This window comes from Mesorhizobium sp. B2-3-4, assembly GCF_006442315.1.
GTDB lineage: Bacteria > Pseudomonadota > Alphaproteobacteria > Rhizobiales > Rhizobiaceae > Mesorhizobium.
This window is the reverse complement of record NZ_VFVY01000008.1, coordinates 212,303-231,905: the sequence shown is the minus strand read 5'-3', so window position 1 is coordinate 231,905 and position 19,603 is coordinate 212,303. Positions and strand designations below refer to the sequence as shown.

Genomic DNA, 19,603 nt, shown 5'->3' with positions numbered 1-19,603 from the left:
CACTTCAAAAGCCCTACAGCGTCATTTTACATCCGATCGGATGCGCTGCGCCGTAGCCGTTCGGCGCGGATACTGTAAGCCCGACATGACAGGGATGTGAAGCGGATTGTCGCTGACACAAACCGCCAAAAATGCGCGATTTTCACGCATTTTGCGCAGTTCCGCTGGGCGGCGCGGCGTCTCGCCCCCTGGTTTCGCGATAGTAGGACCAAAAAAGCCGCGACGCGACACCTCGCCACGGGCTCCATGATTCGGCCAGCGCGATCAGGGTTTTCTCCGGCGGACGCGGGTCGATGCCAAGCGCATGGCCGACCGCGCTCTGCAGCGCGACGTCGCGCGCCGGGAAGATGTCGGGATGCCCGGCGGCGAACAGAAGATACACTTCAGCCGTCCAGGGACCGATGCCGGGCACCGCCGTCATCGCCGCGATCGCCTCGCCGGCGTCGAGCGAGCAGAGGTGATGCAGGTCGAGCCCGTCGGCCACCGCCTGCGCGACCGCTATCAGGCCGCGCTGCTTGGGCCGCGACAGGCCGGCCTCGCGAAACATGTCCTCGCCGGCGGCGAGGATCGCCTGCGGCGTCAATGGATCGACCAGTCTCGTCAGCCTGCCGAAGATCGCATCGGCGCTCGCGCGGGACACCTGCTGCGAGACGATGATGGAGGCGAGACTTCGAAACCCGGGCTCCGAGAGCCTGAGCGGCACCTCGCCGGCCATGCCGCGCACTTTCTCCAGGCGCGGATCGATCGCGCAAAGCGCATCGAGCCCGCGCTCAACGTCGTCCAGTGTCGCGATGCGCTGCATGGTATCCTTGTCCGCGAATGTGCCGCAAAGTAGCAATGGCCAAAACCACAGCACAACCCGATTGCCGCCTGAGACATGACGCTCCTGACATTCCGCTTCGCGCCCAGCCCCAATGGCGAACTGCATCTGGGTCACGCCTATTCAGCGCTGCTCAACCAGGGGCTGGCGATGCACGCCGGCGGCCGTCTGCTGCTGCGTGTCGAAGATATCGACACCACGCGCTGCACCCCGGCGTTCGAGGCCGGCATGCTTGCCGACCTGAAATGGCTGGGCCTGGCCTGGCAAGAGCCGGTGCGCCGGCAATCCGAGCACTTTGCCGAATACCGGGTGGTGCTCGAGCGCCTGATCCGCGAGGAGCTGGTCTATCCCGCCTTCATGAGCCGTGGCGAGATCAGGGCTTTCATCGCCGACACCCAAACGCGCGGGCGCGACTGGCCGCGCGACCCCGACGGCGTGCCGCTCTATCCTCCGGCCGATAAGGCGCTGCCGATGAAGGAAAGGAACCGGCGTATCGCCGAGAACGCGCCATTCGCCTGGCGGCTGGACGTCGGCGCCGCCATGAAGCGCCTCGGCGGGGATCTGGTATGGGCCGAGTTCAACGATGAGACGCTGTCGGCGACGCACTCCGTGGTGGCCAGTCCGCAGGATTGGGGCGACGTGATCGTGGCACGCCGCGACATCCCGACCAGCTATCACCTCGCCGTCGTCATGGACGATGCGCTGCAATGCGTCAGCCATGTCGTGCGCGGCCGGGATCTGTTTTCCGCGACCGGCGTACAACGCCTGCTCCAGGACCTGCTGGGGTTGCCGCAACCCGCCTATTTCCACCACCGGCTGATCCTCGGCCCGGATGGGCGCAAACTGTCGAAGAGCCTCAGGGATACCGGTCTTGCCACGCTGCGCGACGCCGGCGCATCGCCGGACGATATCAGACACATGGTTGGGCTTTGAACGGCGCCCTGTCTTCGATCGGCGCCCCTGTCTTCGATCGGCGCTATGTCAGGAGAAACGCGCGCCGGGCATGCCGTCCGTTGAATCCCAGGGACGGATGGATCAATCGTTTGGTTTTGCACGGCGTGCGGAACAGGATTAGAGCAGCGCCACGTCAGTTCTCACCAGGCACGGTCTCCGCGACATGCACAGCCTCAAGCGGTTCATCCCCGCCACCTTCGTCGTCCTGTGGGCCACCGGCTTCATCGGCGCGCGCTATGCCATGCCGTGGGCGGAGCCGTTCACCTTCCTGGCCGCGCGTTTCGTCATCGCCGCCGCCCTTCTGGCCGTCCTGACGCTTCTGCTTGGCTCGAAGAAAGCCACCCGTGCGCAGGCGTTGCACGCCACCGGCGCCGGCGTGCTCATGCACGGCGTCTATCTGGGCGCCGTTTTCTGGGCCATCCACCGCGGCATGCCGGCCGGTTTTTCAGCCCTGATCGTCGGCCTGCAGCCGCTGATCACGGCAGTGCTGGCGGGCAGGTTCCTGGGCGAAGCCATATTGCCCCGCCACTGGCTCGGCCTCGCCATCGGCCTGATCGGCATTGTCATCGTGCTCTGGCCGAAACTCGGCGCGATCGGCGGCGGCGTGACGGCGGCAAGCCTGACCGCCTCGCTGGTCTCCGTGCTCGGCATGAGCGCCGGCACCATCTGGCAGAAGCGTTTCGCCTCCGGCGGCGACCTCGTCGCCGCCACCATGTGGCAGTATGTCGGCGGCGCGTCGCTGATGATGCTGGCGGCGCTGGCGTTCGAAACGCACACCGTGGTCATCAACGGCGAGCTGATCTTTGCCATGGCCTGGCTGGTGTTGGTCCTGTCGCTCGGTGCCATCTTCCTGCTGATGGTGATGATCCGCGACGGCGAGATGTCGAAAGTGGCTTCTTTGTTCTATCTGGTGCCCGCGGTCACCGCCCTCATCGCATGGGCTTTGTTCGACGAGCAGCTCAACGCCTTGCAGATCGTCGGCATGGCGATCACGACATTTGGTGTTGGCCTGGCTACGGCGAGGCAGAGGAATTGAGGAATTGAGGAATTGAGGAATTGAGGAATTGAGGAATTGAGGAATTGAGGAATTGAGGAATTGAGGAAGAAGCGCACAGCGCCGGATATGTCCAATTTTTCTTCAGTTCTTCAGTTCTTCAGTTCTTCAATTTCTCAACTCCCCAATTCTCCACCTCACCCCACCCGCGCCCGCGCCTCCAGATACCGGCTGATGGCGGCATTGAGTTCGCCGCCGAGAATGAAGATCGCCGAGACGATGTAGAGGAACACCACCGCGATCATGATCGAGGCGAGACCGGCATAGGTCGTCACATAGGACGAGAAATGATCGAGATAGGTGGCAAACATCGTCGAGCCGATAAGCCATGCGGCGAGCGTGAAGATGATGCCCGGCACCAGCGATACGAAACGGCGCTTGCCGGCCGGCAGCCAGTAATGGACGGCAAACAGCCCGCCGACGATGACGGTCGAGGCAATGACGTAGCGCCACAGCGTGATGGTGCCGGTATAGGGTTTGATCCACTCGAAATGGCTCTCCGCCAGCCGCGCCAGCAAGGGCGCGAATACCAAGAGCACGCTGATCGCAAGAAAGCCGGCCGTCGCGATCAGCACGAAGAAGATGCTCTGCACCCGGCGGTAGATGATGCCGCGCGTTTCCGTGACCCGATAGGCCCGGTTGAGCGATGTCCGCAGCGCCTCGATGCCGTTCGAGGCGAAATAGGCGGCAAGCAGCACGCCGTAAGTCAACAGATCGGTGCGCCGTACCGTCAGCACGTTCAGCACCTCATGCGCGATCGGCTTGGCGATCTGGTCCGGCCAGGTGTCGAAGACCAGATGCACGGCCGTGTCGGCGAAGGCCTGGGCGCCGAGGAAGCTGCCCAGCGTCGTGGCGAAGATCAGGAATGGAAACAGCGCCATCAGCGAGGTGATCGCCAGATGGCTGGCCATCGCCCAGCCGTCATCGGTGTTGAAGTGTCCGAGCGCGTCGTAGAGCACGCGGCGCAGGGCGACAATATTCCGCAGCAAGAACCCGCGCTCCCTTCGATTGTCTCGACGCCGCGAATATGGGAAGTGAATGCGGCAAATGGCAACCCTTCGTCAAACCACGAATTCTCCAGCGGCAGAGTTGCGCACCATCATCGTCACCGGTGCCTCTTCCGGCATCGGCGCCTATTGCGCCCGTGCATTGAAGGCCGAGGGCTGGCGGGTGTTCGCGACGGCGCGCAAGCCACAGGACATTGCCGCGCTCGAAGCGGACGGCATCGAGGCCTTCTATCTCGATTACCGCGAACCGGATTCCATCGCCGCCCTGGTGGCGGCGGTGCTTGACCGCACCGGCGGCAGGCTCGACGCGCTGTTCAACAACGGCGCTTACGCCCAGGCCGGCGCCGTCGAGGATCTGCCCGTTGCGGCGCTCAGGGAACAGTTCGAGGCCAATTTCTTCGGCTGGCACGACCTGACCCGCCGTCTGGTTCCGGTGATGCGCCGGCAGGGCCATGGCCGTCTCGTCCATTGCTCGTCGATCCTCGGCCTGGTGCCCGTGCGCTTCCGCGGCGCCTATTCGGCATCCAAGCATGCCTTGGAGGCGCTGATGCTTTGCCAACGCCAGGAACTGGCCGGCAGCGGGGTCCACGTCTCGCTGATCGAGCCGGGACCGGTGAAATCCAGGATCGCCAGCAATGGCCTGCCCTGGTTCCTCAGCAATATCGACCACGAGAATTCCGTGCATCGCGTCGACTACGCCGCGCAGCTGCAGCGCATGCGCGCCGGCGGCAGCCAATCGGCACTGAAGCCCGGACCGGAAGTGGTCCACAAGGTGCTTCGCCATGCACTTCTGTCGCGGCGCCCCCACCCGCACTATGTGGTAACAGTGTCGGCCAGGATCGGCGCCATGCTCAAACGCATCCTGCCGGCATCGATGCTCCATCGCCTGCTCGCCAAGCGCGCCTGAGCAAGAATGCGCGCCTGAACAAGAAAAGAACTGGGAAACGCAAAATGGCCACCGTCTTCAACATCCTCGCCATTCTGGTCATGGCCGCCGTGGTGATCGTTCTGGTCCGCGGCCTCATCAACATGATGCGCGGCGGTTCCGGCGTCACCTCCAACAAGCTGATGCAGGCCCGCGTCATGCTGCAGGCGGTGGCGCTGGCGCTGATCCTGCTGGCCGTGTATTTCACCCGCAAGTGAGGGCCTTTCGGGAGACGAAATGGTCAAGCTCAACAAGATCTACACCCGCACCGGCGACGATGGCACCACGGGTCTGGGCACCGGCGAGCGGCGGCTGAAATCCGATATCAGGGTGGATGCCTATGGCACGGTCGACGAAGCCAATGCCTGTATCGGCATGGCCCGCATCCACACAGCCGCCAGCCATCCGGCAATCGACGCCATGCTTTCGCGCATCCAGAACGACCTCTTCGACCTCGGCGCCGACCTTGCGGTGCCCGATGACGGCAAGCCGCTCGGTTACGAGCCGCTGCGCATCGTTGCCGCGCAGACCGATCGCGTCGAGAAGGACATCGACCTCCTCAACAAGGACTTGCAGCCGCTGAAATCCTTTGTCCTCAACGGCGGCAGCCCGGCCGCGGCGGCGCTTCATCTCGCCCGGACGATGGCACGGCGGGCCGAGCGGCTGATGGTGGCGCTTGCTCAGGACCCGGCCGAACACGTCAATCGCGAGGGGCTGAAATACATCAACCGTGTCTCGGATTTCCTGTTTGTCGCCGCCCGGGCGGTCAATGACAACGGAAATGCCGACGTGCTATGGGTTCCCGGCAAGAACCGCTGAACGGATCGCAACGCGGGAGGGGGCCGACGACGGATGTTCATCCCGCTTTACGACACCAACAGGCTGCGCCACATCAGGCTGCAATATGTGACGATCGGGCTGATCGTCGCCAACGCGGTGGTCTATTGCGCGACGGCGCTCGGCGGCGAGAACTTCACCAACGCGGCCGTGCTCGGCCTCGGCTTCATCCCCTCCGTCGTCCATGACACGGCCGAGCTCGATCCCCGCTTCGTCATCATCCCCGAGAGCCTGAGCTACCTTACCTATTCCTTCCTGCATGCCGACATTTTCCATCTCGGCGGCAACATGCTGTTCCTCTGGGTCTTCGGCGACAATGTCGAGGACGCGCTCGGCCATATCAGATACCTGATCTTCTATCTCCTGTGCGCCATCGCCGGAGCCGCCTTCCAGGGGCTCGTCGCCTGGAACTCCCAGGTGCCACTGATCGGCGCCTCGGGCGCCATCGCCGGCGTGGTCGTCGCCTATCTGATCCTCTATCCCAGGGTGAAGGTATGGGTGCTGGCCTTCGCCCGCATTCCGCTGCGCATTCCGGCTTTCATCCCGCTGATCCTGTGGGTGTTGTTCCAGATCGTCATGTTCGCGGCCGGCGGCGAGGACCAGATCTCCTGGGCCTGCCATATCGGCGGCATCATCGCCGGCGCGGTTCTTGTGCTCGTCCTGCGCAGCCGCGGCGTGCCGCTGTTTGCCCCCGCCGAAGAGGATGCCATCGTTCCGACCCCCGAACAGCCGCCGGCTGTCGGCGAACCGGCGCCCCCCGAAACGTCGGCCTCCACGACGCGTTGGGGTCGGGGAAGCCCATCTGGCCCAAACTGAACCGATTTGAGCAGCTTTCAGCGTATTGACGTCAGGGGTTGCCACAACTACGGAAGCGTTTCCGTCCGGGCCCAGGGCGGTTAAGGAGCAGCCCAAGGCGGGCAAAGACCAGAATTTCCATCCGGCCAGAATTCCGTCTGGCCGGAATTCAGTCAGGAATGTCGGCTTTCGACAACTCAGAAAGGGCGCAGGCTGCTATAGCGCGCCCGATTAGCGTGAAGAGGTGACAGGCAAATGAAGATCCTTGTGCCCGTGAAGCGGGTTGTGGACGCGAACGTCAAAGTGCGCGTGAAGGCCGATGGTTCCGCGGTGGAGCTCGCCAACGTCAAGATGGCGATGAACCCGTTCGACGAGATCGCGGTCGAGGAAGCAATCCGGATCAAGGAAGCCGGCAAGGCCGAAGAGATCATCGTCGTGTCCGTTGGCCCGCAGCAGGCGCAGGAAACCTTGCGCACCGCGCTCGCCATGGGCGCCGACCGCGCCATCCTGGTCAAGACCGACGAGCAGACCGAGCCGCTCGGCGTCGCCAAGGTGCTGAAGGGCGTGGTCGAGGCCGAGGCCCCCGGCCTCGTCATCCTCGGCAAGCAGGCGATTGACGACGATTCCAACCAGACCGGCCAGATGCTGGCCGCACTTCTGGGCTGGGCCCAGGGCACCTTCGCCTCCAAGATCGAGCTCGCCGGCGATAAGGCCAAGGTGACGCGCGAAGTCGACGGCGGCCTGCAGACCGTCGAATTGAAGATGCCGGTGATCGTCACCGCCGACCTTCGCCTCAATCAGCCACGCTATGCCTCCTTGCCCAACATCATGAAGGCCAAGAAGAAGCCGCTCGACGAAAAGAGCCCGGCCGACTACGGCGCCGACGTCAAGCCGCGCCTCAAGGTCATCAAGACCGAGGAGCCCTCGGGCCGCAAGGCTGGCGTCAAGGTCAAGAGCGTCGCCGAGCTGGTCGAGAAGCTCAAGAACGAAGCCGGCGTGTTGTAAGCGATCGGGAAAGGAACAGACAAATGGCAATTCTCCTCATCGCCGAACACGACAACGCAACCCTTTCCGACCAGACCGCCAAGGCCCTGTCGGCGGCGCTGCAGATCGGTTCGGACGTGCATGTGCTGGTCGCCGGCAAGGGCGCAAAGGCCGCGGCCGACGCCGCCGCCAAGCTGAAGGGTGTCGGCAAGGTGCTGCTCGCCGAAGCTGACGAACTCGCCGAACGTCTCGCTGAACCGACGGCCGCGCTCGTCGTCTCTCTGGCCGGCGCCTACGACACCATCATCGCGCCGGCGACCTCCGCCGGCAAGAACATCGCCCCGCGCGTTGCGGCCCTGCTCGACGTCGCGCAGGTGTCGGAGATCATCGAAGTGGTGTCGCCCGACACCTTCAAGCGCCCGATCTATGCCGGCAACGCCATCCAGACCGTGCAGTCGACGGACGCCAAGAAGGTCATCACCGTGCGCACCGCCTCGTTCCAGGCAGCGCCCGAGGGCGGCTCGGCTTCTGTCGAGACCGTGCAGGCGGCGGCCAATCCCGGCCTCTCCTCCTTCGTCGAGAACAAGCTGTCGGAAAACGACCGTCCGGAGCTGACCTCGGCCAAGATCATCATCTCTGGCGGCCGTGCGCTCGGCTCCTCGGAGAAGTTCCAGGAAGTCATCCTGCCGGTCGCCGACAAGCTCGGTGCGGCGGTTGGCGCATCCCGCGCCGCCGTCGATGCCGGCTATGCGCCGAACGACTGGCAGGTCGGCCAGACCGGCAAGGTGGTCGCACCCGATCTCTACATCGCGGTCGGCATTTCAGGCGCCATCCAGCACCTCGCCGGCATGAAGGATTCGAAAGTCATCGTCGCCATCAACAAGGACGAGGAAGCACCGATCTTCCAGGTCGCCGACTATGGCCTCGTCGGCGATCTCTTCGTCGTCCTGCCGGAGTTGCAGAAGGCGCTTTGACGCTTCCGCGCAAACCGTATTAAATTGCGAGGGGTGGGGTAGACGAAGTCGCCCCGCCCTTTTAGTTTGCACTGCACAATAAGCAGGCCACAAAGGCTTAATGCAGTTCCAGCAGCAGTGCGCAGGGGTTTTTGCGCCGGGAATTGCGGGATAACAAAGAGATGGGGCGGTTCGCTTTTCCAGCGAAAAACGCTCCGGACGGGATCGGGTAATGAGCAAGATCGAGACGATCGGCATCATTGGTGCGGGCCAGATGGGCGGCGGCATTGCCCATGTCTCCGCGCTTTCGGGCTACAAGGTCCTGATCTACGATATCTCACCCGACCGCATCGAAAAGGGCATCGCCACCATCAGCGGCAACATGGCCCGCCAGGTGGGCTCCGGCAAGCTCGACGAGAAGCTGCGCAACCAGGCGATGGCACGCATCGGCTCGGCCCCGGCGATGGCCGACCTGGCTGGCGCCGATCTGGTGATCGAGGCGGCTACCGAGGACGAGACGGTCAAGCGCAAGATCTACGCCCAGCTCTGTCCGCAGCTCAATCCTGAGGCCATCCTGGCGACCAACACCTCGTCCATCTCGATCACGCGTCTCGCCGCGCAGACCGACCGGCCGGAGCGCTTCATCGGCATACATTTCATGAACCCGGTGCCGGTGATGAAGCTGGTCGAACTGGTGCGCGGCATCGCCACCGAGGATCAGACCTTCGAAGCCGCCAAGACCTATGTGAAGCAGCTCGACAAGACGATCACGGTCTCGGAGGATTTCCCGGCCTTCATCGTCAACCGCATCCTGCTGCCGATGATCAACGAAGCGATCTACACGCTCTATGAGGGCGTCGGCACGGTCGATGCCATCGACACCGCCATGCGCCTCGGCGCCAACCATCCGATGGGGCCGCTGCAGCTTGCCGATTTCATCGGCCTCGACACCTGCCTGTCGATCATGCAGGTGCTGCATGACGGCCTGTCGGATTCGAAATACCGCCCCTGCCCGCTGCTGGTGAAATATGTCGAGGCCGGCTGGCTCGGCCGCAAGACCGGACGCGGCTTCTACGACTATCGCGGCGAGCACCCAGTCCCGACGCGCTGAACCGGGCCTTTATCCTCACCCCTCAAGATGCCGCGGCAAGCGGCTTGGGCGGTTCCGACCTGTCATCGGCGATCCGGCTGTCGGGTGCCACGGAAACGCATCCGCGGCCGGCTGCCTTGGCCGCATAGCAGGCGGCGTCGGCGCTTGCGATGATCTCGTCGGCTTCGCCGCAATCGGCATTGATGGCCGCGAGCCCGATACTGGCGCCGATGACGTGCGGACGGCCGTCCCAGCTGAAATTCAAGCCGGCTATCGCATCGATGATGGAGCGCGCGGCGATCCGGGCGCCGGCTGTCGAACCCGATTTCAGGATGACGGCGAATTCGTCGCCGCCCAGACGCGCGACGATGTCTCCAGGACCGAGCACACCGCGCACCGCCTCCGCCACCTGCTTCAGCAAGGCGTCCCCAGCGGCGTGGCCGCCGGTGTCGTTGACCAGCTTGAAATGGTCGAGGTCGATGAACATGAACTGATGGCCGCCCCCTGCCGTCGTGCCGTCCTTGCGCGCCTGGCCGACAAGCTCCTCCATGGTGCGGATAAAGCTCGAGCGGTTAGCCAGCCCCGTCAGCGCGTCATGCGCGGCGGCGTGGGCGAGCTGGCGCTGCAAGGCGCGCGCATCGGTGAAGTCCTGGAAAACGATGACCAGGCCGCAGAACTCGCCCCGCTCGTTCATGATCGGCGACACGACCTGGCGGATGCTGCAGCGTGTATCGTCGCGTCTGATCAGTACCGCGCGGCTGTTCTGCTCGGACGGCATTCCCGCGCCGATCGACGTCCGCGCCACACCGATGCGCTGACCGGTCTCCTCGTCGACCGCCCAATAGACGTGGCCGAGCGTCTTGCCGAGGGCTTCGTCGGCGGCGACGCCGGTGAGCTTCTCGGCCACCGGGTTCATGAAGGTGACGCGGTTGGCTGCATCGGTGCAGATGACGGCGTCGCCGATCGACTGCAGCGTCACCTTCAGGCGCTCTTTCTCGTCGGCCAGCATCGCCGCCGACACGGTGAGCCGTTCTTCGGCCTGCTTGCGTCGGGTGATGTCGGTCAGGCTGCCGATCGCTCTGATCAGTTGTCCGTCGGCATCGCGTTCGATGGCTTTGCCGCGATCGAGTATCCAGATCCAGCGCCCATCCTTGTGGCGCATCCTGAACTCGGCCTCGAAAAATTCCGTCTTGCCGTCGAGATGGGCGCGATCGGCTTCCGCGACCCCCGCCCGGTCGTCCGGATGGATCATTGTCAGCCAGTGATCGGGGTCGCCATCGAGTTCGCCGTCCTCAAAACCGAGCATCTTGACCCAGGTGGAGGAATAGGTGGTGCCTCCCTTGCGCATATCGAGGTCCCAGACGCCTTGACCGGCGCCGGCAAGCGCGAAGTTCCAGCGCGTTTCCGCTTCCGCGATACGTGCCTCGGCCTGCTTGCGCGCGTCGATATCCTCGATCTGCGAGACGATATAGAGCGGGCGCCCGCTGCTCTCATCGCGAATGACGGAACCGGCAAGATGGGCCCAGACGGGTGTACCGTCCTTCTTGAGATAACGCTTCTCGAAGTGGAAAGCATCGACGGTACCCGCCCTCAGGCCGGCCATCGTGTCGCGTCCGATCTGCAGATCGTCAGGATGCGTGATCTGGAAGAAGGTCAGCGCCTCGATTTCCTCTCTGTTGTAGCCAAGCATGGCGGCAAAGGCGGGATTGGTCTCGAGAATACGCCCGTCGAGGCTGACGATGGCGATGCCGATGGCCGAGTCTTCCATGGCTCGACGGAACCGCTGCTCGCTCTCCGCGATTTGCCGCCGGTCGTTCGAGATACGCGTCATGAACAGGCCGGTGAGCACCAGCGCGCCGGCCACCACTGCGAACGATACCTGGAGGCAGAGTTCGAGCGCCTGGGCGCCAAGGCTCAGCCTCGGCAGCAAGACCGAAGCCGCCGCAACGGCAAGACCGGCCAAGGCCAAGGCCAGTGCCGAATGCCCGCGAGGCCTGTTTAATCCCGGTAATCTCACGATTTATGCCACCCCCGTGGGCAATCGCTTTTTCCCGTCAAAACCCTGAAGGATCGATTTTAAGGAAAGGTTGCGCCCGAGGTACCGGCGATAAGAGAAACCGGCAAACAATTGCCGGCATGATTAAGGATCGGTGCACGGTCGCGGCTCCGGACGCGTGGTCCTACCAGCGTACGAAAAGCCGCCCGCCAAGCGCGCCGAGCAGAGCGAGAGCCGCGATGGCGATCGTGTACCAGGTGGCAACGAAAAGCGGCGAATCGTCGAAGCAGTGGGCGGCGTAGAAAGTCGCCGCCAGCCCGCCGGCGAGCAGCCCCGCGACCGCGCCGGCAAGCACTGGCCGCGTCGGCGCGCCATAGCGCAGCATCCACAGGAAGATGGCCAGCGGGCCGAGGCCGATCAGCGGGATGAAGCTCATGCAGATCATCATGTTGGAGCCGATCATCCGGGTGCCCCACAGCGCCTCCGGCACCATGAACAACTCCAGAGCCACCGCCACGGCCACCAGCAAGGGTGCCGCGGCCATCCAGGCCATCGCCCTGGCCGTCGAGGCGCCTGGTGTCGACAGCGCCCTGATCAGGGCGAAGGCGGTGACGGCAAGCACGATGGTGAAGACGAATTTCGACATGAAGCGCATCGTATGCATGGCGATCATGATGTCGGGGCGCGGACCTATCGTCATCCAGAAGACCAGGGCCGCAATGACCACCGCAGCGCCAGCAGCCATCCACCATGCGGAGCGCAGCGGCATTGCCTTGCTGCTGATATCGGCGTCGAGTGCCTTGATGAGATCTTCGGTTCTCATGTCACTGCCGTCCGAATCGCTTGGCTATGGCGGCAAGCCCTCGATGCAGCGAAACACGCACCGCTGTTTCGGTGATGCCGAACTTGGCTGCCGTCTCGCCGATCGAACGACCTTCCACCGATACCGACGAGACCACGGAACGCTGGGCCGGCGGCAGCCCGTCGAGCGCCCTGTTGACGTCGCGCTCGCTGACTGTCTCGGTCTCCGGCTCGGCGAAAGTCTCGGCGATGTCGTCGACATCGATCTCGATGCGCCGCCCGCGCCGCCGGAACGCGTCGATCAGCTTGAAACGGGCAATCGCATAGACCCAGGGCAGTACGGGCGCTTCCTGGCGCCAGCTGTGTCGCTTCAAATGAATGGCCAGCAAGGTTTCCTGCACGACATCCTCGGGATCGACCCCGCCCTGCACGATCTTGCGCCTGACAAAGCCGCGGATCAGCGCGGCAATCCGGTGGAGAAAGTCGGCATAGGCCTTTTCATCTCCCGCGATCGCGGCCCGCAACAGCCGGGAAAGCTCGGCCTCGTCCTTGCCGCTCACAAGAGTTCACTCCCCCGATCTTCGCGCCTCGGCACTGATTTGTTACGTGGCCGGCCAAATAATGTCCAAGCCAAACTACGGGCAAATCACGAAAGTTTGCGGAATGGCCAGCGAAAATTCGCTGACGGATGCTCCGGTTACCAGCCAGACCTGAGGAAGAGCGCGGATCGAGCCTTGATTGACGTAAGGTAAACCTCGCTGTAGCGTCAAAGCATCGGAGGGAGGCCGAAATGGATTTCATCGAACGTATTTTTGGATTTTCTCCCGACAATGGCTCGGGAACTTTCGAGGGCAGCATTGTCATTGCGGCCATAGTCCTCGTCGCCGCCATCTACTTCTACAGACGACAGAAATCATTGAGGAAATAGCCTGCTGGGCAATTGGCGGGCACATGTCCGCCAGCCAAAACATTACCGTTGCGTCCTCTCAGCGTGGGAAACACGACATGGCAGGATCTCTGGTCGATCACGTCAGAACCGCGGCCCTGCTGTTGTTCGACGCCGAATTCTGGAAGCGTCTGGCCGCTGGGCTGAAGGCGCTCTTTGCCACGATATGCAGGCTGCAATGCCGGCTGGCCAAGGGCCGGCCCCTGCCGACCCCGACACAGAACGATTGCTGCATCCAGTTGCCGCCCGACATCTACAAGCGCGCCGACCCGCTTCTCTATGCCCAGTACTATCTGATGGCGCAGGGACTAGCGGTCACCTGGGACAATCCCGACATCGACATTTTCGACGGTGCGGCGCCAGTCGGCGGTGCGCTCCAGCCTGCTCACACCTACCGCGTTCGCGTACGCGTCTGGAACGGATCCTATGATGCTCCCGCCGTCGGCGTCGGCGTTGCGCTGTCCTACCTGTCGTTCGGCGCGCAGACCGTTTCCCGCCCGATCGCCAGCACCGCCGTCAATCTCGGAGCCAAGGGCACGATCGATTGTCCTGCCTATGCCGAGTTCAGTTGGACCACGCCCGCCGCCGGCGGCCACTACTGCCTGCAGGCGCAGCTTTCCTGGGGCGATGACGCCAATCCCGGCAACAACCTTGGCCAGAAGAACGTCAACATTGCCGAGATGCAGTCACCGGCCAAATTCGTCTTCAGCCTCCGCAACGAGGCCTCGGTGGTCCGGCGGTTCCAGATCGAGGCGGACTGCTATGGCCTGCCGAAGCTGCGGCCATGCGTCCCGCCGCGCGGCGAAGATAGGGACGGGCGCGCCGGCACCCCGCGGTCGCGCCTTGCCGAAAGCAAGGCGCGCTGGGCCACTGCTCTCGAGGAGCAGGCCTATGGCCGGTTTGCCGTTCCGGACGACTGGGCGGTCAGGATCGTTCCGAGAACGCTTTCACTGCAGCCGCGCCAGGTGACGGAGATTGCAGTCGAGATCGAGCCGAAGGACGCGGCCTTCCGCGGCTCCAAGACCTTCAACGTCCATGTCTTCGCGATCGGCGACAGTGGATCGCGCACCATGACCGGCGGCGTGACGCTCACCGCCACGAAAGGCTGAGGCGCGCCGATGGCTTACAAGCATTATACGAGCTGCTTTCTCTATCCGGCCGGCGGCAAGCCCTACAATGAGGACGACCGGCTGGCCTTTCTCGCCGGCCAGGCACTGCAGATTCTTGTCATTACCGGGCTGTCGGCGGCTTTCGGCCTGCTACTGGGACCGATCGGCGCGGCGCTTGCGGCCGCAATCGCATTTCTGGCGTCCGCCACCGCGACCATCGACAAGGCGGCCGGGGAATGGCTCAACCATCGCCTGGTCTGCCTCGACAAGGATAACCCGAAATGCGCCGTCGGCATCGTCTCCTACAATCCGTTCCGCAGTGATCTCGGCGCCTTCGACAACGATCAGTATTTCGACGTCATATTGATGCCGCACCCGACGACCGAAATCCTCAACGCCGAAACCAATCAGGCGGCTTTGGCTGCCGCCAATCGTTACAATGCCGACGGCACCGTCGTCACGGAATTCGCCGCCAGCATCGCGGCCCATCCGGCGAACGACATTCTTAATGACGGCTTCCAGGGCCACGAATTGCTGTTTCCGCGCGATGACCTGAAGACGGATCTCGGCTACGCACCCGCCGACGATCATGCGCGCTGGGGTCTGCATTGCGAGGCCGAGGGCGACTTCTGGATCAAGATGCGGCAATGGGCGCCGGCCATCGTCATCCTGCTGACGGCGGCCTTGGTCGTCACAGCCGCGGCGGCGGCCGCTGGCGCCAGCGTCGGTGCGGCTGTCGGCTGCGCCATCGGATCGTTCTTCCTGGGGGCGCTGGGCTGCGCCATCGGCTCGTTCCTCGGCGGATTGCTCGGTGGGGCCATTGGCGGCGCCATCGGCGCGGCCGCGTCCTACTTCGGCGGGGTCAAGCCGGTCCTCGAGGGGTTGTTCAACTGGAACCCGGGCAATGTCGAGGACGCCAATGTCGGCGACAAGGTGCTCGGCCCGATCAGGATGGGCGATCATGTCGCTGTGCTGGGCGAACATGTCTATGACGGCTATCACAAGGGCTGGCACGAGTTCCATCCGCTGATGGCTGTGGTCAAATTCGATGCGGCGGCCGGTGTCGACGCAAAGCATTATCTTCAATGGACTCCGGATTTTCCCGACACAGGCGCCATCCCTCCCAAGCCGCCGGGCGAGGCCACCGACCTCGCCGCGCAGGATATGCGTGACGGGCTTGGCAGCGCGGCGTTCCGGACACGCTGCGAAAACCTGCGCAGAACCTGGTGCGCCATGCTGAACGACGCCTTCGACCCGGAAACCAAACGGACACAGCAGGGGCTGGATCAGCGTTGGACCATTCATCCCCTGGTTGACGGCTGCACCCCGCAGGAGCCCTCGCCGGGACCGCATATCGGATGATGCCATGGCGGCGTTCGACACCCGAAACCGTGATGGGCTCCACGCCTTTCAATCTTGACTAACCTATTCATGAATTGATACTCGAACGCACCCGCGATGCGGGCAACCGAGGAGTATCTTATGAAATCCCCCCTTCTTGCCCTGGCTGGTGCTGCGGCGCTTGCAATCGGCCTGGCCGCCGGCCCTGCTTCGGCCGAGGATGCCGGCATCATCGTCTACAACGCCCAGCATGAAAGCCTGGCCAAGGAATGGGCCGAAGGGTTCACCAAGGAGACCGGCGTCAAGGTCACCTTGCGCAATGGCGGCGACAGCGACTTCTCCAACCAGATCGTCGCCGAAGGCGCTTCCTCGCCGGCCGACGTGTTTCTGACCGAGAATTCGCCGGCCATGGCGCTGGTCGAGGCGGCGGGCCTGTTCGCACCGGTCGATGCCGAGACGCTGGCCCAGGTTCCGCAGGAATACCAGCCGTCGAGCGGCAAGTGGGTCGGCGTCGCCGCCCGCAGCACCGTCTTTGCCTACAACAAGGACAAGCTCAAGGAAGACCAGCTTCCGAAGTCACTGCTCGATCTCGCCGATCCTAGCTGGAAAGGCCGCTGGGCAGCCTCGCCATCGGGCGCCGACTTCCAGGCCATCGTCAGCGCGTTGCTGCAGCTCAAGGGCGAGGCCGCCACGGCCGACTGGCTGAAGGCGATGAAGGAGAATTTTACCGCCTACAAGGGCAATAGCACCGTGATGAAGGCGGTCAATGCCGGCGAGATCGAAGGCGGCGTGATCTACCACTATTACTATTTCGGCGATCAGGCCAAGACCGGCGAGAACTCCAAGAACGTCGCGCTGTACTATTTCAAGAACCAGGATCCGGGCGCTTTCGTATCGGTCTCCGGTGGCGGCGTGCTGGCCTCGAGCAAGCATCAGAAGGAAGCCCAGGCATTCTTGAAATGGGTGACCGCCAAGGGCGGGCAGGACGTGCTGAAGAACGGAACCTCCTTCGAATATGCGGTCGGCAAGGACGCGCAATCCAATTCGAAGCTGGTGCCGCTGCCCGACCTGCAGGCGCCGAAGGTTGACGCCGCGACACTGAACTCCAAGAAGGTCACCGACCTGATGACGGCAGCCGGCTTGCTTTAGTTGCCGTTCGTCCTAATAAGGACGTCAGACCGTGCTCCCGCGGTAACCCCGCGGGAGCGTTTTGTTTTTTGAGACCTGTCGATGACGACATGCTCCCTGTCCGGCCGCGATCACGGCCGCCCGATCGCCGCCGTCGCGGCGGCAACGGCCTGGCGTCTCGCCTGATGCAGTCCGCGGTCGACTTCGCACGCTCGGATATGTCGCCGAAAATACGCCGGCGGGCGCAACGGCGGGTCGCTCCGTGGATCGTCGCCGCCGCCGTGTCGGCCTCGCTGCTGGCCCTTGTGCCGCTCGCCTTCATCATCTGGATCGCGGTGCAGACCGGCTGGGAGACCGTCTCGGCACTGGTCTTCCGGCCGCGTGTCGGCGAGCTGTTGGTCAACACCGGCCTGCTTGTGCTGCTGGCCGTACCGATCGCCATCGCCTTGTCGGTGACGCTGGCCTGGCTGACCGAGCGCAGCGACCTGCCAGGCGCGCGGCTCTGGGCCTGGCTCTGCGTGGCGCCGCTCGCCATCCCTGCTTTCGTGCATTCTTATGCCTGGATCACCATCGTCCCCGGGCTGCACGGCCTGTGGGCCGGTGTGCTGGTGTCCGTCATTGCCTATTTCCCCTTCCTCTATCTGCCGGTGTCCGCGGCGCTTCGTCGCCTCGACCCTGCCCTGGAAGATGCGGCGGCGGCACTTGGTCTCGGCCCCTGGCGCGTGTTCTGGCGTGTCGTGCTGCCGCAGCTCAGGCTCGCAATATGCGGCGGCTCGCTTCTGGTCGGGCTGCATCTGCTGGCCGAATACGGCCTCTATGTCTTCATCCGCTTCGACACGTTCACCACCGCGATCGTCGACCAATTCCAGTCGACCTTCAACGGACCGGCCGCCAACATGCTGGCCGGCGTGCTGGTGACCTGCTGCTTCGTGCTGCTCGGGCTGGAGGTGCTGGTGCGCGGCGAGGAGCGTTATGCCCGCGTCGGTTCCGGTGCCGCGCGGCATCAGCAACGGGTGAGCCTCGGCCGCGCCACCCTGCCCAGCTTGCTGTTGTTCGTCCTCACCACATTGCTGGCGCTTGGTGTTCCATTCGTGACCATCGGGCGCTGGCTTGCCGCCGGCGGTGCCGACGTCTGGCGCGTCGACGAGATCGGCCTGGCCCTTGGCCAGACGCTGTTCCTGTCGCTCGCCGGGGCGCTGCTTGCCACCGTCGCGGCGATGCCGATGGCCTGGATCTCGATCCGCGCGCCCGGGCCGCTGCAGCGCCTGCTGGAGGGATGCAATTACATTGTCGGCTCGCTGCCGGGCGTCGTCATCGCGCTGGCATTGGTCACCATTACGGTGCGCATCGCGCTGCCGCTCTACCAGACCCTGTTCACCATCCTGGTCGCCTATGCGCTGATGTTCCTGCCGCGCGCCCTGGTCAGCCTGCGCGCCTCGATCGCCCAGGCGCCGGTCGAGCTCGAACGCGCCGCGTCCAGCCTCGGCCGGCGACCGCTCAATGCGTTGTGGTCGACGACGATCCGCCTGTCGGCGCCGGGTGCCGCGGCCGGCATGGCGCTGGTGGCGCTGGGCATCATGAACGAACTGACCGCGACCCAGATGCTGGCGCCGAACGGCACCCGCACGCTGGCCATGGCGTTCTGGTCCTACAGTGGCGAGATCGACTATGCCTCGGCGGCCCCTTACGCCTTCATCATGGTGGCGATGTCGCTGCCCCTGACATGGCTGCTCTATGTCCAGTCGAAGCGGATGGCTGGACGATGAGCTTTCTTGAACTCGGCAATCTGCACAAGCATTACGGCCCGGTTGCAGCCCTTGCCGGCGTCGACCTGAACGTCGCCAGCGGCAGCCGCACGGCGATCGTGGGACCCTCCGGCTGCGGCAAGACGACCTTGCTGCGGCTGATCGCCGGCTTCGAGGCGCCCGACCAGGGCCGCATCGTACTCGACGGGCAGGTGCTGGCCAATGGCGGCGCGGCCGTTCCGGCGCATCGCCGCGGCATTGGCGTGGTGGCGCAGGACGGCGCCCTGTTCCCGCACCTGACCATATCGGACAATATCGGTTTCGGTGTGAGGCGTGACGACGACAAGCGCGCCGAGCGCATCGTCGAACTTGCCTATATCGTGGGACTGGACAAGGCGATCCTCAAACGCCGCCCGCACGAGCTCTCCGGCGGCCAGCAGCAGCGCGTGGCGCTTGCCCGCGCCATGGCGATGAAGCCGCGCCTGATGCTGCTCGACGAGCCGTTCTCGGCCCTCGACACCGGCCTGCGCGCTTCGATGCGCAAGGCGGTGGCAGAACTTCTGGAGGCGGCCGGCATCACCACAATCCTGGTGACGCACGACCAGGCCGAGGCGCTGTCCTTCGCCAGCCAGGTGGCGGTGATGCGTGACGGAAAATTCTCCCAGGTCGGCACCCCGCGCGAGCTCTATCTCAAGCCGAAGGACAGGATGATCGCCGAATTCCTCGGCGATGCCATCATCCTGCCGGCGAGTATTTCGGGCGGCTTCGCCAGTTCGCCGCTCGGCCGCATCGCCGTCGACACGTCCGACAGCCGCGATGTCGCCCGCATCATGCTGCGGCCGGAGCAGATCGGGCTGAAACGCACTTCGCGCGAGGGCATGTCCGGCACGCCGGACATGCTGTTCGGCGAGGTGACAGAATCGGAATTCGCCGGCTCGACATGCACCATCGCGGTGCGGCTCCTGAACAATGCCGATCCGCCGGACGCCGCCGCCATCGGCGGCACGCCGCTGATCCTGCGCAAATCCGGCATGGACGCGCCGTCTGTCGGCGAGATCGTGCGGCTGACCGTGTCGGGCAAGGCGCATGTGTTCGCATGAGGCCGAGGGCTCAGGGCG

Annotated in this window: 20 protein-coding genes; 15 read left to right on the top strand and 5 right to left on the bottom strand. The window is 64.3% G+C overall.

Going from position 1 to position 19,603, the window contains the following annotated elements; translation table 11 throughout:
- Nucleotides 1-142 precede the first annotated feature (142 nt).
- Entirely contained in the window at nt 143-802 is a 660-nt protein-coding gene (locus FJ967_RS14935; protein ID WP_140732583.1) for a DNA-3-methyladenine glycosylase, read from the bottom strand.
- A 75-nt stretch (nt 803-877) separates the two neighbouring features.
- On the opposite strand from FJ967_RS14935, the gene gluQRS reads away from it, so the two are divergent.
- Both gluQRS and FJ967_RS14925 read left to right on the top strand, forming a co-directional pair.
- On the top strand, nt 878-1,753 hold the full coding sequence (gene gluQRS / locus FJ967_RS14930; RefSeq protein ID WP_140732582.1) for a tRNA glutamyl-Q(34) synthetase GluQRS: 876 nt from the start codon (nt 878-880) through the stop codon (nt 1,751-1,753).
- A 184-nt stretch (nt 1,754-1,937) separates the two neighbouring features.
- Nucleotides 1,938-2,810, top strand: coding sequence for an EamA family transporter (locus FJ967_RS14925; RefSeq protein ID WP_140732581.1), 873 nt, complete (start codon nt 1,938-1,940; stop codon nt 2,808-2,810).
- A 155-nt stretch (nt 2,811-2,965) separates the two neighbouring features.
- Here FJ967_RS14925 and FJ967_RS14920 read toward each other — a convergent pair whose 3' ends face one another.
- A complete protein-coding gene (locus FJ967_RS14920) occupies nt 2,966-3,817 on the bottom strand; it encodes a YihY/virulence factor BrkB family protein (RefSeq protein ID WP_140732580.1) in 852 nt (283 codons plus the stop codon).
- Nucleotides 3,818-3,875: 58 nt separating this feature from the next.
- Between FJ967_RS14920 and FJ967_RS14915 the strand changes: the two genes are divergently transcribed.
- From FJ967_RS14915 to FJ967_RS14885, 7 genes are all read left to right on the top strand, one after another.
- Nucleotides 3,876-4,742: an SDR family oxidoreductase gene (locus FJ967_RS14915; protein ID WP_140732579.1), complete on the top strand. Its 867-nt coding sequence runs from the start codon at nt 3,876-3,878 to the stop codon at nt 4,740-4,742.
- Nucleotides 4,743-4,786: 44 nt separating this feature from the next.
- Nucleotides 4,787-4,978 (top strand): twin transmembrane helix small protein, encoded by a 192-nt coding sequence (locus FJ967_RS14910; protein ID WP_140732578.1) that lies wholly within the window; start codon nt 4,787-4,789, stop codon nt 4,976-4,978.
- Between the two features lie 19 nt (nt 4,979-4,997).
- On the top strand, nt 4,998-5,579 hold the full coding sequence (locus FJ967_RS14905; RefSeq protein ID WP_140732577.1) for a cob(I)yrinic acid a,c-diamide adenosyltransferase: 582 nt from the start codon (nt 4,998-5,000) through the stop codon (nt 5,577-5,579).
- A 33-nt stretch (nt 5,580-5,612) separates the two neighbouring features.
- On the top strand, nt 5,613-6,413 hold the full coding sequence (locus tag FJ967_RS14900) for a rhomboid family intramembrane serine protease (RefSeq protein ID WP_140732576.1): 801 nt from the start codon (nt 5,613-5,615) through the stop codon (nt 6,411-6,413).
- Between the two features lie 234 nt (nt 6,414-6,647).
- The gene (locus FJ967_RS14895) at nt 6,648-7,397 is read left to right on the top strand and encodes an electron transfer flavoprotein subunit beta/FixA family protein (RefSeq protein WP_140732575.1); all 750 of its coding nucleotides are present in this window, start codon (nt 6,648-6,650) and stop codon (nt 7,395-7,397) included.
- 23 nt (nt 7,398-7,420) lie between these two features.
- Nucleotides 7,421-8,350, top strand: coding sequence for an electron transfer flavoprotein subunit alpha/FixB family protein (locus FJ967_RS14890; protein WP_140732574.1), 930 nt, complete (start codon nt 7,421-7,423; stop codon nt 8,348-8,350).
- 211 nt (nt 8,351-8,561) lie between these two features.
- Nucleotides 8,562-9,440, top strand: a complete 879-nt coding sequence (locus FJ967_RS14885; RefSeq protein WP_137930603.1) for a 3-hydroxybutyryl-CoA dehydrogenase — start codon at nt 8,562-8,564, stop codon at nt 9,438-9,440.
- A 22-nt stretch (nt 9,441-9,462) separates the two neighbouring features.
- On the opposite strand, the gene FJ967_RS14880 is transcribed toward FJ967_RS14885, so the two are convergent.
- From FJ967_RS14880 to FJ967_RS14870, 3 genes are all read right to left on the bottom strand, one after another.
- Complete coding sequence (locus FJ967_RS14880; protein ID WP_246675275.1) at nt 9,463-11,388, bottom strand: PAS domain S-box protein; 1,926 nt, start codon at nt 11,386-11,388, stop codon at nt 9,463-9,465.
- A gap of 211 nt (nt 11,389-11,599) precedes the next feature.
- The gene (locus FJ967_RS14875; protein ID WP_140732572.1) at nt 11,600-12,238 is read right to left on the bottom strand and encodes an NrsF family protein; all 639 of its coding nucleotides are present in this window, start codon (nt 12,236-12,238) and stop codon (nt 11,600-11,602) included.
- Nucleotide 12,239: 1 nt separating this feature from the next.
- Nucleotides 12,240-12,776 (bottom strand): sigma-70 family RNA polymerase sigma factor, encoded by a 537-nt coding sequence (locus FJ967_RS14870; protein ID WP_140732571.1) that lies wholly within the window; start codon nt 12,774-12,776, stop codon nt 12,240-12,242.
- Between the two features lie 230 nt (nt 12,777-13,006).
- Here FJ967_RS14870 and FJ967_RS33400 point away from each other — a divergent pair, with 230 nt between their 5' ends.
- The 6 genes from FJ967_RS33400 to FJ967_RS14845 all read left to right on the top strand — a co-directional run bounded on the left by FJ967_RS33400 (nt 13,007) and on the right by FJ967_RS14845 (nt 19,585).
- Nucleotides 13,007-13,144 (top strand): hypothetical protein, encoded by a 138-nt coding sequence (locus tag FJ967_RS33400; protein WP_181175871.1) that lies wholly within the window; start codon nt 13,007-13,009, stop codon nt 13,142-13,144.
- 77 nt (nt 13,145-13,221) lie between these two features.
- Entirely contained in the window at nt 13,222-14,271 is a 1,050-nt protein-coding gene (locus FJ967_RS14865; protein WP_140732570.1) for a hypothetical protein, read from the top strand.
- 9 nt (nt 14,272-14,280) lie between these two features.
- A complete protein-coding gene (locus tag FJ967_RS14860) occupies nt 14,281-15,633 on the top strand; it encodes a hypothetical protein (protein WP_140732569.1) in 1,353 nt (450 codons plus the stop codon).
- A 120-nt stretch (nt 15,634-15,753) separates the two neighbouring features.
- The gene (locus FJ967_RS14855) at nt 15,754-16,761 is read left to right on the top strand and encodes an iron ABC transporter substrate-binding protein (RefSeq protein ID WP_140732568.1); all 1,008 of its coding nucleotides are present in this window, start codon (nt 15,754-15,756) and stop codon (nt 16,759-16,761) included.
- A gap of 164 nt (nt 16,762-16,925) precedes the next feature.
- On the top strand, nt 16,926-18,506 hold the full coding sequence (locus FJ967_RS14850; protein ID WP_181175869.1) for an iron ABC transporter permease: 1,581 nt from the start codon (nt 16,926-16,928) through the stop codon (nt 18,504-18,506).
- Nucleotides 18,503-19,585, top strand: coding sequence for an ABC transporter ATP-binding protein (locus tag FJ967_RS14845; RefSeq protein WP_140732567.1), 1,083 nt, complete (start codon nt 18,503-18,505; stop codon nt 19,583-19,585). The genes FJ967_RS14850 and FJ967_RS14845 overlap by 4 nt, the downstream gene beginning before the upstream one ends.
- The last annotated feature ends 18 nt before the right edge of the window (nt 19,586-19,603 follow it).